Source organism: Pseudomonas sp. UBA1879 (assembly GCF_002338065.1).
Taxonomy (GTDB): Bacteria; Pseudomonadota; Gammaproteobacteria; order Pseudomonadales; family Pseudomonadaceae; genus Aquipseudomonas.
The window spans coordinates 803205-817377 of record NZ_DDHJ01000004.1; the positions used below are offsets into that span (position 1 = coordinate 803205).

Here is a 14173-nt window from a genome sequence, read left to right on the forward strand (position 1 = left end):
CTATGCGGTTTGAATGTTTAACGGGGGCCCGTCATGGGCTGAGGCGGCTTTGAGATGGCTTTAATCGTACAAAAATTTGGCGGCACCTCCGTGGGCTCGATCGAGCGCATCGAGCAGGTGGCCGACAAGGTCAAGAAATTCCGCGAAGCGGGCGATGATCTGGTGGTAGTGCTGTCCGCGATGAGCGGCGAGACCAACCGTCTCATCGACCTGGCCAAGCAAATCAGCGATCAGCCGGTTCCTCGTGAACTGGACGTTATCGTCTCGACGGGTGAGCAGGTGACTATCGCATTGCTGGCCATGGCGCTGATCAAGCGTGGTGTGCCGGCAGTGTCCTACACCGGTAATCAGGTGCGCATCCTGACCGACAATGCCCACAACAAAGCACGGATTCTTCAGATCGACGATCAGAAGATTCGCGCGGACTTGAAAGCAGGTCGCGTCGTCGTCGTTGCCGGGTTCCAGGGCGTCGACGAAAACGGCAACATCACGACCCTCGGTCGCGGTGGTTCCGACACCACTGGAGTTGCTTTGGCAGCAGCCCTGAAGGCTGATGAATGCCAGATCTACACTGACGTCGATGGCGTTTACACCACCGACCCGCGTGTCGTACCTCAAGCGCGACGTCTGGAGAAAATCACCTTCGAAGAAATGCTGGAAATGGCCAGCCTGGGCTCCAAGGTGTTGCAGATCCGCTCGGTGGAATTCGCCGGCAAGTACAACGTTCCGCTGCGCGTGCTGCACAGCTTCAAGGAGGGTCCGGGTACCCTCATTACCATCGATGAAGAGGAATCCATGGAACAGCCGATCATTTCTGGCATCGCCTTCAACCGTGACGAAGCCAAGCTGACGATCCGTGGCGTGCCAGACACCCCGGGCGTTGCCTTCAAGATCCTTGGCCCGATCAGCGCCGCGAACATCGAAGTCGACATGATCGTGCAAAATGTCGCGCACGATAACACCACCGATTTCACCTTCACCGTGCACCGCAACGAGTACGAGCAGGCGCTGAGCGTTCTGCAGAATACCGCCCGTGAAATCGGTGCACGCGAAGTGATTGGCGACACCAAGATCGCCAAGGTCTCCATCGTGGGTGTCGGCATGCGTTCCCACGCAGGGGTGGCGAGCCGCATGTTCGAAGCGCTGGCCAAGGAGACCATCAACATCCAGATGATTTCTACGTCTGAAATCAAGGTCTCGGTCGTCATCGAAGAGAAATACCTGGAGCTGGCCGTTCGCGCGCTGCACACGGCATTCGAACTCGACGCGCCTCGCCAAGGCGAGTAAGCGTTTCATCAAAGGGCGCGGTACACTCCGCGCCCTTTGTGTTTCTGACGTGCGTGAGAAAGCTGTTTTTTCCTGACGCTAGTCAATACTCAGGACACTGGCCCGCTGCCTTTTCTGGCGCGGGCCAATGCCTTTATGGCTGTGCAGACTGTTGTCCCTGAATTCAGGTTGAGGAGATAGGTATGCTGATTTTGACCCGTCGGTGCGCGGAGAGCCTGATTATCGGTGACGGTGAAATCACCGTCACCGTGCTCGGTGTAAAAGGTAACCAGGTACGAATTGGGGTTAACGCTCCCAAGGAAGTGGCTGTACACCGTGAAGAGATTTACCTGCGCATCAAGAAAGAGAAAGACCAGGAACCAAGCCATTAATTTTTATTGAATTTTTGGTTTGCAAACGGGGAAAAGGGTGGTTATTATACGCCCCGTGTTGCGGAGAGCTGGCCGAGTGGCCGAAGGCGCTCCCCTGCTAAGGGAGTACACCTCAAAAGGGTGTCGGGGGTTCGAATCCCCCGTTCTCCGCCATTATTTGCGTAGTACGTTGCATCTGGCTTGATTCGGTAACTTGTTGAATTTACTGGAAAAAGTTCTTGACCAAAAGATTCGACGGCCTATAATGCGCGGCAACAAATGCACTCGTAGCTCAGCTGGATAGAGTACTCGGCTACGAACCGAGCGGTCACAGGTTCGAATCCTGTCGAGTGCACCATTTAAGCGTTGTCTGCAGTGATGCGAACAGCAGCTTGAAGAAAGAGCCTGACTTCAACAGGTCTTCGGAAGCACCACTCGCTTCCAGAAGTTAAATGCAATCACCAGAGGTGATCTGGTCTATCAAGCGCCATTTGCACTCGTAGCTCAGCTGGATAGAGTACTCGGCTACGAACCGAGCGGTCACAGGTTCGAATCCTGTCGAGTGCACCATAAAACAGAAAGCCCGCATGTGAATGCGGGCTTTTTGCTTTTCGAGCATTTATCGTTTGACCTTGCCTTTTTGGGTCGCCCCTTTTACGCAGCCATGCGCGTCGAATGTCACCTGCCGACTTCGTCCTTTCTTCTCTTCGTACACATAACGCACCTCGGCGTTGCGGCCTATGATTTTGTCAGGCTTGCCGAGCAGACTTTCCACGTCGCGCTTGGTCATACCCGCAGGTGTCTGCTGGTTGATGATCGCCTTGCGCCGCAGTTCTGGGCTCAGCACATTGCCACAGCCATCGTCCCGCTGACCGACGACTACCAACTCCGAATTCAGGTGAGCGCTTCTCGAAGGGGCGGGTTTGGGTGATGTCACTGAAATGGAGCCAGTAAGTGGGGTCTTAACATTCTTCGACGTCAGGTGGTGACCGGGTGGGCAACTGAGGGTAGTGAACATGATGCGCCCGCTTTCGTCTTCACAGCGATGGACTGTCGTTGCCCACGCACACGAAGGCAAGATGAGCAGTGCGGTCATCACCGTTTTACAGATGTCCAATGGCATGGCAGCGTCCTCCTTGGCAGGTGAGGGGGAAGACTAGCCAGATGGAAATAACCGGGCGAGCGTGTTTTCTTCTCCTGATGTGACGTCGTAGCAATAACGACTCGGACAATGCTTAACATTGTGTTGCAAGCGCTTGTTCCGTGTTGAATTTTTATCATGAAGTCCCGGCAAGGGGTGTATGATTGCGCCCGTCAGCCCCGCCGGGGCTTGTGGAATACCTCCATGGACTTACCCAGTAGCAACTCAGAATCAAGCTGTACCAATCAAGAATCGACTGATTGATCTTCCGGCGTGGTCCACTGCTGGGAGTGGAGTTCGCCTATGACCGAAATCGAAGTAAAAAAAACGCAGGAAAGTCTTCAGGATCGCCTTGCACAAGTGGTCGACCTGCTGCAGCGTCAGCGTATCGTCGAAGACCTGACCCATCGCCAGGAAGGCCAGAACCAGGATCGTGTTGAGAACCTGGTTCACCGGCAAAATCTGGTCGAGCTGCAACGCAAGCTCGATGATCTGCACTCTGCTGACGTCGCTTACATCCTCGAAGCCCTTCCGGTCGAAGACCGTCTGACGGTCTGGCAGCTGGTCAAGGCCGAGCGAGACGGCGACATCCTTCTCGAGGTATCCGACTCCGTTCGTGAAACCCTGATCGCCGACATGGACGACCAGGAGTTGCTGGCCGCCGCCAAGGAAATGGACGCGGACGAACTGGCTGACCTTGCACCCGAACTGCCCCGCGACGTCGTTCATGAGCTGATGGAGGCCCTCGACAGCCAGCAGCGCGAGCGTGTGCGTTCGGCGCTGTCCTACGATGAGGATCAGGTGGGTGCGTTGATGGACTTCGAGATGGTCACCATCCGCGAAGACGTCAGCCTTGAAGTGGTGCTGCGTTATCTGCGTCGCCTCAAGGAGCTGCCGGGCCACACCGACAAACTCTTTGTGGTGGATTACGACGGCGTGCTCAAAGGGGTGCTGCCCATCAAGCGTCTGTTGGTCAATGATCCCGAAAAAAAGGTGTCGGATGTCATGGCCAGCGATCCGGTGAGCTTTCACCCGGATGGCGATGCCTATGAGGCTGCTCAGGCCTTCGAGCGTTACGACCTGATTTCCTCGCCGGTGGTGGACAAGAACGGCAAGCTGATTGGCCGTCTGACCATCGACGAGATGGTTGACCTGATTCGAGAAGAGAGCGAAACCGAAGTTCTCAATATGGCGGGTTTGCGTGAAGAGGAAGATATTTTCGCGTCGGTATGGCGATCGCTTCGTAACCGCTGGTCATGGCTGGCCATCAACTTGATTACTGCCTTTATCGCGTCTCGGGTAATTGGCTTGTTCGAAGGCTCCATTGAAAAACTCGTCGCTTTGGCAGCTTTGATGCCGATCGTCGCAGGAATCGGCGGCAACTCAGGAAATCAGACAATCACCATGATCGTGCGTGCAATGGCGTTGGACCAGGTCAGCACGGGCAACACATCACGACTGATGCGCAAGGAACTGGGTGTTGCCCTGCTTAACGGCCTGATATGGGGTGGCGTGATCGGCGTGGTCGCTTATCTCCTTTACCACAGCTGGTCGTTGGGCATAGTGATGACCGCTGCCATGACGCTGAACCTGTTGTTGGCGGCATTCATGGGGGTGTTCATCCCGATGACCCTGGCAAAGCTGGGACGGGACCCTGCCATGGGTTCCAGCGTGATGATCACCGCAATGACCGACAGCGGTGGCTTTTTCATCTTCCTGGGGCTGGCAACGGTGTTCTTGCTCTAGGGTGATCCCGCAAAAAAAACCGTCTCTTGAGGCGGTTTTTTTTTAAAAAGAAGGGGATCGGTGTTCGACGGCCACAAAAAAGCCAGCGGAGCGCTGGCTTTTGAGTCTCTGGCCCCGGGACTTATTCGTCGTCGGCGGTCAGGCTGGTGTCGTGTGCAATCAGTGAAACCAGCGCGTTCTGCTGGCGATGGGCGAGTTGACGGAAGCGCTGCAGCAGCTCGCGTTCATGCAGTGACAACTCAGGGCTGTCAAGACGCAGTTTGGCCTCGTCACCCAATGCGCCTTCTTGAATCAGACTTTGTTCGAGACGCGCAATAATTTCAGAATTCATGCTGCGATGGTTGTCTTTGGAGACTTCCGCAATGCGCTCGCGCATACCTTCCGGGAGACGGACAACGAACTTGTCAGCTGTGCGACTGGAATAATTGGCCTGTTTCATAGGGCTCATATATTTAACCGATTTAGTTCAAAGGGGAGGCGGTTCAAGCATTCGGCCGCGAGATGTCACTGTCTGACTGTCATTTCGGCGAAATGTTCAACGTGCCAGCATAAAGGTCCGTCATGATGCATGAATGTGTCGGAACCTTGGCGTCAAATCTGTGACAAATATTGAACCAGATAAAGGCTTTTAGCCAGCACCAATTATCTGAAATGCGTTCTGGTTAGCAAAGTTCCCGGACGTCACCATCCGCTTGACAGTCTCAGAATGCGCAGGATGTCTGCCGTGATGGCTATCTGTCTTCAGCTTAGAAGCGTCTGTAGGAAATTTCGAGGACGACGCCGAGAAAGGGACGAAGGGTCCGGTGGCGTCAGTGCGATTGAGCGGGAACTAGGTCACAGGACGGAAGGAGGAGGGGGTGGGCGTGTAGCCGCCCGGTACTCAGAGAGGACTGACTGGGACGAGCGACTAGGGCTTCGCTTGGCGTAACACAGGATCAAACTTGATGCGGCGACCTACGAACAAGGCGGCGATGAACAGTGTCGCGAACATTCCCGCAGCGGTCTTGGAGATGGTTCCAGCGGCTTCCATCGAAGGTGGAAGCAACTGATCGGCCGTCATGGCTATGATTGCGAGGACCAGAAACGACAGTGCGGCTTTTGACATGGCTTTTCTCTGAATAGAAATGTTGGCGAACTCGCGTGTTACGAGAAGACTCAAAACACCCAGCGTTGCGAACGGTCAACGGCTATGGCCTCGTCCGTATCGTTGGCGAGCAATGCATCTGATCGTTGCGAAGACATTGCCGCGAAGCGCGGAGATTGTTTCATCAGATAATGCGGCTCAGCCTGAACAGCGACGCTCTCTGTTTTGCTGTCGTTCGCTTGAAAGTGGAAAGCGACCAGCGCGACCAATGCTGCAGCATTCAACAGGGAGAGAGTCATGTTCATCTCGGATACCTTCGCTTGGGAGTCTGTGAGAAGGGGGGCGTGCGTAGATAGAATGCACTCCGCATGCCAAGCAAATTTCAAAAATAAATCCATATAAATCATAGATTTATAGTTTTATTGGCTGTGCTGCGGCTTGCAGTTTGCAATGATGTCATTTTGCGCCATTGCAATTTGCATGACCGGATATTTCGGCAGGCCAAATCCCCGGCGGACTACCCCCTCAAGCGACAATGACGACATGACAAATCAAGAGGTTGCCGTTAACATGCTCGCCGTCCCGCTGGCGCCATCCCGCGCGCCGGCAGCCGTGTCTCAGTAGCTCAATTGGATAGAGCATCCCCCTCCTAAGGGGAAGGTTGCAGGTTCGAACCCCGCCTGGGACACCACACCTCATTACGACGTCTGATGCATCAGCCCGTCTTGTCCAAGTCCACTCAGGGTTGCATTTGGCAGCGCACGTCAACGTGGGCGTGTTACTTGCACAAGCTGAGGGAAATTCCCTGCGATGCGGGCTCTTTGACGCTTTGCGTTGCAGTCCGCCAGCTTTCACGTTGAGCACTGGGTTAAGCGATGGCAATTCCCTATAGCGTAAAAATGTCGTTCCAGGATTTTTGGAGAGGGATATTCACGGGGCGCGCGTTGATTCAACGCCGTTTGAAACGGCATTTGAATGAGCAGCGCAAAAGTTGGCCCAAAGGTAAGCAATACACCCAAGGCTATTACTATCAGGGCCTGGAAGAACTGGGGATCACCGGCGCCAAACCCACAGGGTTTCGTTTTCGCCAATACGATGTCGACCCGCTTTTGATCAATGCCGAAATTCTCGACATTGGCAGCAACTGCGGATTCGTCGCGGCGTACTGCGCGAAACGGGCAAAGTCCGTGATGGCGGTAGAGCTCAATCCTTATCTGAACCGGATTGCCATCGATACCGCAAAATACCTGAAGCTCGGCAACATTACGGTGGTTGAGGATGACTTTACGCGCTTCAGCACGGACAAAAAGTTCGATGTCGTGTTGTCGTTCTCCAACCATCACACGATCGATGGCAACCTCAATATGGGGTTCGAGAATTACATCAAGAAGATCGTGGCGCACCTCAAGCCCGGCGGCTACCTGTTGTTCGAAAGCCATAATGTCTACGGGCCGGGAACCGGTGCTGAAGGTGACGACGGCGACATGGAAGAAAAGATGCGGATCATGAATACCTGGTTCACGATCGAGCGATATCGGATGGTGAATTGCTTCCTTGAACACATGGTTCACGACGTGAATAAGTTATTTATCGTCGCCCGCCTCGCGGATCAGCCCGAACCGGTTTCGTTTAGCTTGCCCGAGGCCATCACCCGCTTTCATTACTGATCGGGCTCAGTGCTGCATCTCGAACGCCTGTGCGCAGGCTTCGTTCGCCAGTTGCCGACGGCATTCACGCGTGCGCGGGCCTTCGAAGGGAGGACGTTTCCACCACCCTGAATGACGTTCAGCGTGAAGACTGGTGGTTTGGCCAGGATGAGATGCAGTACGCCCCCCCCAGCAATGAATTGTCGAGATCCGCTAGCAGGCCTGCGTGTCGAAAGGTCTCCGGGGGCGCCTCGCATGACGTGCTTCCAGCGCCCATAAAAAAGCCACGGGGTTGATCCCGTGGCTTCTTTTTACTGCGACGTGGTGTGGCGAAAATTACAGCGCCATGTCATTCGCAGGCTTGCTTTCAGCCGGTTTGCTCGGCTCGGTGCTTGTGCCGACGCTCTGGTCAATGACCGGCGGCTTGTCCAGTTGCAGGACTTCGGCGGTGTAGTTCCACTCTTGCTGCACAGCGGCAGGCGAGTCGTTCAGCTTGGTGCCGTAGCTCGGCACGATCTGGCGGATCTTGGCTTGCCATTCAGGCGTTGCCACTTTGTCCTTGAACACTTTTTCCAGCACGTTGAGCATGATGGGAGCGGCGGTCGAGGCGCCCGGCGATGCACCCAGCAGCGCAGCGATGCTGCCGTCCTGCGACGACACAACTTCAGTGCCCAGTTTCAGCACGCCGCCTTTTTCGGCGTCACGCTTGATGATCTGCACGCGCTGACCGGCCTGCCACAGACGCCAGTCTTCTTTTTTGGCATGCGGGAAGTATTCCTGCAGCGCCTTGAAGCGGTCGTCGTCGGACAGCATCAGTTGGCCGGCCAGGTATTCGACCAGCGGGTACTGTTCGATGCCCACTTTGGTCATTGGCCAGAAGTTGTGGGTGGTCATGCTGCTGAACAGGTCCAGGTACGAACCTTCCTTCAGGAACTTGGTAGAAAAGGTCGCGAACGGGCCAAACAGAATCACCCGCTTGCCGTCGAGCACGCGGGTGTCCAAGTGCGGAACCGACATGGGCGGGGCGCCGGTGGAGGCGATGCCGTAGGCCTTGGCCATGTGTTGCAGGGCAATGTCCTGGTTCTCGGTGACCAAGAACGAACCACCGACCGGGAAGCCCGCATAATCGCGGCCTTCGGGGATGCCGGACTTCTGCAACAGCTTCAACGCGCCGCCGCCTGCACCGATGAACAGGAATTTGGCATCCGTTGCGCTACTGGTGCCGTCCTTCAGGTTCTTGTATTCGACGTGCCAGGAGCCGTCTTGGTTACGGGTGATGTCGTTGACTTCGCTGGACAGCTTCAGGTTGAAGTTCGGGCGAGTCTGCAGCGCGGAGACGTATTGACGCGTGACCTCACCCCAGTTGACGTCAGTGCCGATCGGCGTCCAGGTGGTCGCCAGCTTTTGGTTCGGGTCGCGCCCTTCCATCATCAGCGGCACCCACTTGGCAATCTGCGCGTGGTCTTCGGAGAACTGCATCGGCCGGAACAGTGGGCTCGCTTGCAGCGCTTCGTAACGCTTTTTCAGGAACGCAATGTTGTCATCGCCCCACACGAAGCTCATGTGCGGTGTGGAGTTGATGAAGGAGTGCGGGTTCTTCAAAACGCTCTGGCGCACTTGCCAGGCCAGGAACTGACGGGTCACCTGAAACGCTTCGTTGATTTCGATAGCTTTCGAGATGTTGACCTTGCCGTCTTTGTCTTCGGGGGTGTAGTTCAGCTCGGCCAAACCCGAGTGGCCAGTACCGGCATTGTTCCAGCCGTTGGAGCTTTCTTCGGCGACCTTGTCCAGGCGCTCGACCATCTCCATGGACCAGCTTGGCTCCAGCTCGTTGAGCCATACGCCCAGGGTCGAGCTCATGATGCCGCCGCCGATCAGCAGCACGTCCACTTTTTTGTTTTCGGCGGCGTGTGCCTGAAGCATACCCATCGAAATTGCCAGACCCAGCAGGGCTTTGCTTGTCGCTTTGATCATTGCACGCAATCCAGTTGATAGAACGTTATCCGCCTGCCGCATGCGTCGAGGCGACGCCGGTCTGGCTCACATCAGGCTTGAGTGAATGGCAGTCCGGTTTCGCGCCCGGCGGGCGAGGGGGTAAGGGTTCAAGGTCGAAGAAACGGACCCCGAGTTCTGTGTCCCTCTGCGCTGGCTTTTTGTTAAATCATTGGGATGCAGCAGCTTGAGTAAACAACAAACACCCCCGCAGGACTCGGTCATCAGGTCCAAGCAATCTGCGGGAGGGCGGCGATTGTACCCGAAATGTTATTTCTGACAAAACGAGTGACACTTTAGTCAAGACGCCACGGTGTCACAGGTGGCGAAAGGGTGGCAAAGAAGTGGCGAAGCTACGTGAAACGGCGGCCTGCACGGTAGGAGCCGGCAAGTCGGCCCCTACCAGATGACGCCATCTCTGCGGCTGTTACAGCGTGAATTTACCCACCATCATGTTGAACGACACCGCCAGCCGCGATAGCTCCTGGCTCGACGCGTTGGTCTGGTTGGCACCGGCGGCGGTCTGGGCGGACAGGTCCTGGATGTTCACCAGGTTGCGGTCGACTTCACGCGCGACCTGGGCCTGTTCTTCGGCGGCGCTGGCAATGACCAGATTGCGTTCGTTGATTTGGCTGACGCCTTCGCTGATGCGCTCCAGCGCAAGACCGGCTTCCGTGGCGAGTGTCTGAGTGCTGGTCGCGATGGCCTGGCTCTTGCCCATGGCCCGCACCGCTTCATCGGCGCCGTTGCGCACCAGCGTGATCATCGACTCGATCTCACCCGTGGAGGCTTGGGTGCGGGCAGCGAGGGCGCGGACTTCGTCGGCGACCACGGCAAACCCGCGGCCCTGCTCACCGGCGCGAGCTGCTTCGATGGCCGCGTTCAACGCCAGCAGGTTGGTCTGTTCGGCGATGCCACGGATCACGTCCAGCACTTTGGTGATGTCGCGGATCTGCCCGGCCAGTGCTTCGACGCGTTGAGTCGAATCGTTGATCTCGACGGTCATGGTGTTCATCGCCGTCACCGCTTGCTGCACTTGCTGTTGCCCTTTGACGGCGTCGTCGGCGGTCTGCGTCGACACTTGCGACGCGCTGGCGGCGTTGCGCGCGACCTCTTCGACCGCCGCCGTCATCTGGTTCACCGCCGTCGCCGCCTGTTGGATTTCATCGTTCTGGCGCTGCAAACCCCGGGTGCTGTCGTCGGTGACCGCCGTCAGTTCTTCGGCCGCTGAGGCGAGTTGATCCGACGCGCTGGCGATCTGCTGCACCGTGCCTTTCAGGCTGCCTTGCATGTCGCCCAAGGCCTTGAGCAGTTGCCCGGTTTCGTCCTTGCTGCCAGAAACGATGGCGTGAGTCAGGTCACCACCGGCGACGCGAGACGCACTTTCCACGGACTGATAAATCGGCCGGGTGATCATGCGGGTCACGGCCAGCCCGAGCAAAATGGCGCAAATGACGGCGATGATCGAGCCGCCGATCAGCAACCCGGTCACCTGGCGATCGGCGTCGACGCCTTCCTGGGTCGATTCGGCGGCTTGCCGTGCGTTGGACTCGATGATGACTTTCAGCTCACCCATGGTTTTGCGGTAGGTCGGGGTCACGCTGGTGGCCGACAACTTGGACGCTTGTTCGATATCACCGCTCTGGACCACGCTCAGCACGTTTTGAACGGCCGCCATGTAGGCCGGCCAGTCGCGCATGAATTCATCGCCCGCCGCCTTTTCGTCCGGTTCCATTGGCGTTGTGCGGTAGATCGCGAAGTCGCTGTCTGCCTGCGCCTGATTGTCTTTGAGCGATTGCAGCGCAGCATTGATTTCATCGGCAGGAGCCTTCAGCGCGCTCAAACCGAGGATTTTGAAAAAATCCCGATTGGTCGCGATGACGTTAGCCTTTACTGAATCGACTTTGGTAATGGACAGCATGTTGTTGGTGACCGTGTCCTGAAACAGGTCATACAGTCGGGATATACCGTTCTGTCCCAAAACGCCCACCACAATTGTGATGACGGCGCACAGGCCAAACGCGAGTAACAGCTTGGACTTCAATTTCAGATCAGTCAGCCAGGACATGGAGAGGCACTCGGGCGAAAAAGGGAGTTGCGGTTGGGTCACCGTCTGTAATAGCTATCGGCTAACGCGCGAGGGACTTTACATATCTTGTAACAGGTAACCGTCTGTTTATATTCGTCGGCGTTCGCAGTTGCCGGATCCATTATGGGCTTGAATGCACCTCGAAAAGGCCACGTCGTCCCAGCAGACCCGCGTCACAAAATGAGGGCTCCGACGCGACGAAGCCCGGCTGAAACGCGCTTTTTATCGCTGCATCCGCCTAAGCTTTGAGCGTGCACCGCCGATAACCCGAACGAACGGCAGATTGCCCCCCGATACGTTGTCATTGCGTGTGCGAGATAGATTGATGGCAAAATGATGTTGGCTATCATCGGCTTCCCGGGACGGGTGCTCCAATGTTGATCGCTGTGTCATTGTCTTTAAGCTCATTTCTCCCGCTACAGGAATCTCGATGCTGGCCTGGAACCAAAAAACCTTTCTGATCGTCGATGATTTCTCCGATTTTCGCAGCTCGGTCCGCTCGATGTTGCGCGAGTTGGGCGTCAAGGAAGTGGACACCGCTGATACCGGCGAACAGGCGATCAAGGCCTGTTCGCAAAAGCGCTATGACTTCATCCTGCACGACTTCAACCTGGGCGATGGCAAGAAAAACGGCCAGCAGGTGCTCGAAGATCTGATGACGGACCGGCTGATCAGCCACGAAAGCGTGTTCGTCATGGTCACTGCCGAGAACAGTCAGGCGATGGTCATGAGCGCGCTGGAATGGGAGCCCGATGCTTACCTGACGAAGCCGTTCAACCGGGCGAGCCTGGCGCAGCGGCTGGAAAAGATCGTCCAGCGCAAAAACCTGCTCAAGCCGATTCTCCAAGCCTTGGATCGTGGCAAGCCCGCCGAAGTGCTGGCCGCTTGCGTGAACCTGACCCAACAGGACCCGCGTTTCGCGCCGCTCTGCTTGCGCTACAAGGCCGACGCGCTGCGCGATCTGAACCAGCACGAACCACTGGAAGCGTTTCTCAAATCCATCCTCGCCGACCGCCCGCAACCTTGGGCGTATTCGGCGCTGGGCAAGTTGCTGTTCAAGCGCAATCGCAATGCCGAAGCGCAAACGGTCTATGAAGAAGCGATTCGTGCCTTTAATGCGATGCCGGTGCTGTTCGACGGGCTGGCCGACGTGTTGATTGCCACGGGTGACAACCGTCGGGCGCAAAAAATGCTCGAAGAAGCGGTGCGCCTGTCGCCCTATGCCGTGCGCCGCCAGCGGCTGTTGGGCAAGCTTTCGCTGGAAAACCAGGACTTCGATGGCGCCTCCCGCGCGTTCCGCCAGGCGGTGTCTCAAGGCCAGTTTTCTCGCTTCAAAGACCCGGAAACCAATCTGGGGTTGGCGCAGGCACTGATCAGCAAAGGCGGCGATCGCGGTCTGGACGCGCGAACCCGCGTGGAAATCAACCAGACGCTGGGCGACGTCGCCAAGGAGCATGCCAACGACGCTGGTTTGCAGGTGCGCGCGCGTTTGATGAAAGCCACCAGTGTCGCCAGTTCCGACCCGGAAATGGCCGCCAAACTGACCGAACAGGCCATGGCGCGCCTGGACGGCATGGAGCAGTTTTTGAGCGCCGATGCCGCTCTGGCCGTGGCATCCCAGCTCAAGCAGCTGGGTCAGGAAGCGGCCGGCGCTGGCATTCTGAAAAGCTGCGCGGAAATCTATGGCGACGATCCGGCCGTCATGCAGAACATCGCCAGACAGACCGACGACCCGGAAATCCTTGGCGCGGGCAAAGCCGCCATTGACCTGAACCTGCAAGGCATTCGCAGTTATCGCGCGGGCAAGCTGGGCGAGGCTCAAGACCTGTTCCGTCAGGGGCTGGCGCTGCAGCCCAAAAACATCAGTATCGCGCTGAACATGGCGCAATCGTTGCTGCACATGGGCGTGCAAAACCTCGATGCGGCAAGCCTCAAGGAGTGCCAGAACAGTCTGAAAATGGTGGGCAAGATGCCCGAGACCGACCCGCGATACGAGCGGTATCAGAAACTGCGACTCAAGGCGTTTGGTGAATGACGGACGAGGATTCGGGGCTGGATTTTTCCATGGTGATCGCCTCCACCGTGCACGACATGAAGAACTCGCTGGCCTCGCTGATCCAGGCCCACGGGCAATGGGTCAAGCAATTGCCCGAGGCTCATCGCGACACGCCGGAACAAGGCGTGATCGATTACGAATTTGCCCACCTCAACGGCATGCTCGTGCAACTGCTGGGGCTCTACAAACTGGGCGTGAATCAGCTGCCCTTGCGACCGGATTATCACGAGCTGGATGACTTCATCGAGGCGCAGTTGGCGTTCCATCAGGAAGTGCTCGACAGCCGTGGCATCGAGGCGCGGTATGAGATTGAAGACTTTGGCCTGCCCGGTTTTTTCGACCGCGAGCTGATCGGCTCGGTGGTGTCGAACGTGGTGATCAATGCCATTCGCTTTGCCCGCAAGGAGGTGCTGATCACCGCGGCGCAGGTGGGCGAGCAACTGGTCATCAGCGTCAACGACGACGGCCCGGGGTTCCCTGAACACATGGTGGAAAAGCAGACGGATTATGTCCTCGGTATCAATCAGAACAGCGGCAGCACCGGCCTCGGTCTTTATTTCGCCGCCAACATCGCTCGCCAGCATCAACGCCAGGGCGTGCCGGGGCATATCGAAATTGCCAACGGTGGGGCGTTGGGCGGTGGGGTGTTCAGGATTTATTTGCCCTGATTGAACGCCAGACGTTCTGTTGTCGATGCTGGCCGTAGGAGCGTCGCTTGCGAACGGCTGCGTAGCCGTCGTGAAACCTGACGGCTCGGACAATCTGATACACCGCATGTCCAG

General features: G+C 57.0%; 12 protein-coding genes and 4 tRNA genes. 10 read left to right on the forward strand and 6 right to left on the reverse strand.

What is annotated here, in order from left to right:
- The first annotated feature begins 54 nt into the window (after positions 1 to 54).
- The 5 genes from B3N48_RS06820 (at position 55) to B3N48_RS06840 (ending at position 2207) form a co-directional block, all read left to right on the forward strand.
- Entirely contained in the window at positions 55 to 1287 is a 1233-nt protein-coding gene (locus B3N48_RS06820) for an aspartate kinase (protein WP_296181059.1), read from the forward strand.
- Between the two features lie 182 nt (positions 1288 to 1469).
- Positions 1470 to 1658, forward strand: coding sequence for a carbon storage regulator CsrA (gene csrA, locus B3N48_RS06825; protein WP_020290522.1), 189 nt, complete (start codon positions 1470 to 1472; stop codon positions 1656 to 1658).
- 62 nt (positions 1659 to 1720) lie between these two features.
- Positions 1721 to 1811, forward strand: a tRNA-Ser gene (locus B3N48_RS06830).
- Positions 1812 to 1918: 107 nt separating this feature from the next.
- Positions 1919 to 1995: transfer RNA gene (locus B3N48_RS06835), tRNA-Arg, on the forward strand.
- A gap of 135 nt (positions 1996 to 2130) precedes the next feature.
- A tRNA-Arg gene (locus tag B3N48_RS06840) sits at positions 2131 to 2207 on the forward strand.
- A 49-nt stretch (positions 2208 to 2256) separates the two neighbouring features.
- Here the strand turns inward: B3N48_RS06840 and B3N48_RS06845 are convergent.
- Positions 2257 to 2760, reverse strand: a complete 504-nt coding sequence (locus B3N48_RS06845; RefSeq protein WP_296181075.1) for a cell envelope protein SmpA — start codon at positions 2758 to 2760, stop codon at positions 2257 to 2259.
- A gap of 321 nt (positions 2761 to 3081) precedes the next feature.
- Between B3N48_RS06845 and mgtE the strand changes: the two genes are divergently transcribed.
- Positions 3082 to 4524, forward strand: a complete 1443-nt coding sequence (gene mgtE / locus B3N48_RS06850) for a magnesium transporter (protein WP_296181077.1) — start codon at positions 3082 to 3084, stop codon at positions 4522 to 4524.
- Positions 4525 to 4645: 121 nt separating this feature from the next.
- Here the strand turns inward: mgtE and B3N48_RS06855 are convergent, their stop codons facing one another.
- The 3 genes from B3N48_RS06855 to B3N48_RS06865 all read right to left on the reverse strand — a co-directional run bounded on the left by B3N48_RS06855 (position 4646) and on the right by B3N48_RS06865 (position 5913).
- The gene (locus tag B3N48_RS06855; protein ID WP_296181082.1) at positions 4646 to 4972 is read right to left on the reverse strand and encodes an Arc family DNA-binding protein; all 327 of its coding nucleotides are present in this window, start codon (positions 4970 to 4972) and stop codon (positions 4646 to 4648) included.
- Positions 4973 to 5431: 459 nt separating this feature from the next.
- Positions 5432 to 5629: a PA3371 family protein gene (locus tag B3N48_RS06860; RefSeq protein WP_296181085.1), complete on the reverse strand. Its 198-nt coding sequence runs from the start codon at positions 5627 to 5629 to the stop codon at positions 5432 to 5434.
- Between the two features lie 50 nt (positions 5630 to 5679).
- Entirely contained in the window at positions 5680 to 5913 is a 234-nt protein-coding gene (locus B3N48_RS06865; protein WP_296181087.1) for a hypothetical protein, read from the reverse strand.
- A gap of 309 nt (positions 5914 to 6222) precedes the next feature.
- Here B3N48_RS06865 and B3N48_RS06870 point away from each other — a divergent pair.
- Positions 6223 to 6299, forward strand: a tRNA-Arg gene (locus tag B3N48_RS06870).
- A 184-nt stretch (positions 6300 to 6483) separates the two neighbouring features.
- Positions 6484 to 7275, forward strand: a complete 792-nt coding sequence (locus tag B3N48_RS06875) for a class I SAM-dependent methyltransferase (RefSeq protein WP_296181089.1) — start codon at positions 6484 to 6486, stop codon at positions 7273 to 7275.
- 315 nt (positions 7276 to 7590) lie between these two features.
- Here B3N48_RS06875 and mqo read toward each other — a convergent pair whose 3' ends face one another.
- A complete protein-coding gene (mqo, locus tag B3N48_RS06880; RefSeq protein WP_296181090.1) occupies positions 7591 to 9228 on the reverse strand; it encodes a malate dehydrogenase (quinone) in 1638 nt (545 codons plus the stop codon).
- A 445-nt stretch (positions 9229 to 9673) separates the two neighbouring features.
- Positions 9674 to 11314: a methyl-accepting chemotaxis protein gene (locus B3N48_RS06885; protein WP_296181091.1), complete on the reverse strand. Its 1641-nt coding sequence runs from the start codon at positions 11312 to 11314 to the stop codon at positions 9674 to 9676.
- Between the two features lie 451 nt (positions 11315 to 11765).
- Between B3N48_RS06885 and B3N48_RS06890 the strand changes: the two genes are divergently transcribed.
- Together B3N48_RS06890 and B3N48_RS06895 are read left to right on the forward strand one after the other, a co-directional pair.
- On the forward strand, positions 11766 to 13370 hold the full coding sequence (locus tag B3N48_RS06890) for a tetratricopeptide repeat-containing response regulator (protein WP_296181092.1): 1605 nt from the start codon (positions 11766 to 11768) through the stop codon (positions 13368 to 13370).
- On the forward strand, positions 13367 to 14059 hold the full coding sequence (locus tag B3N48_RS06895; RefSeq protein WP_296181095.1) for a sensor histidine kinase: 693 nt from the start codon (positions 13367 to 13369) through the stop codon (positions 14057 to 14059). Before B3N48_RS06890 ends, B3N48_RS06895 begins: the two co-directional genes overlap by 4 nt.
- Positions 14060 to 14173: the final 114 nt, after the last annotated feature.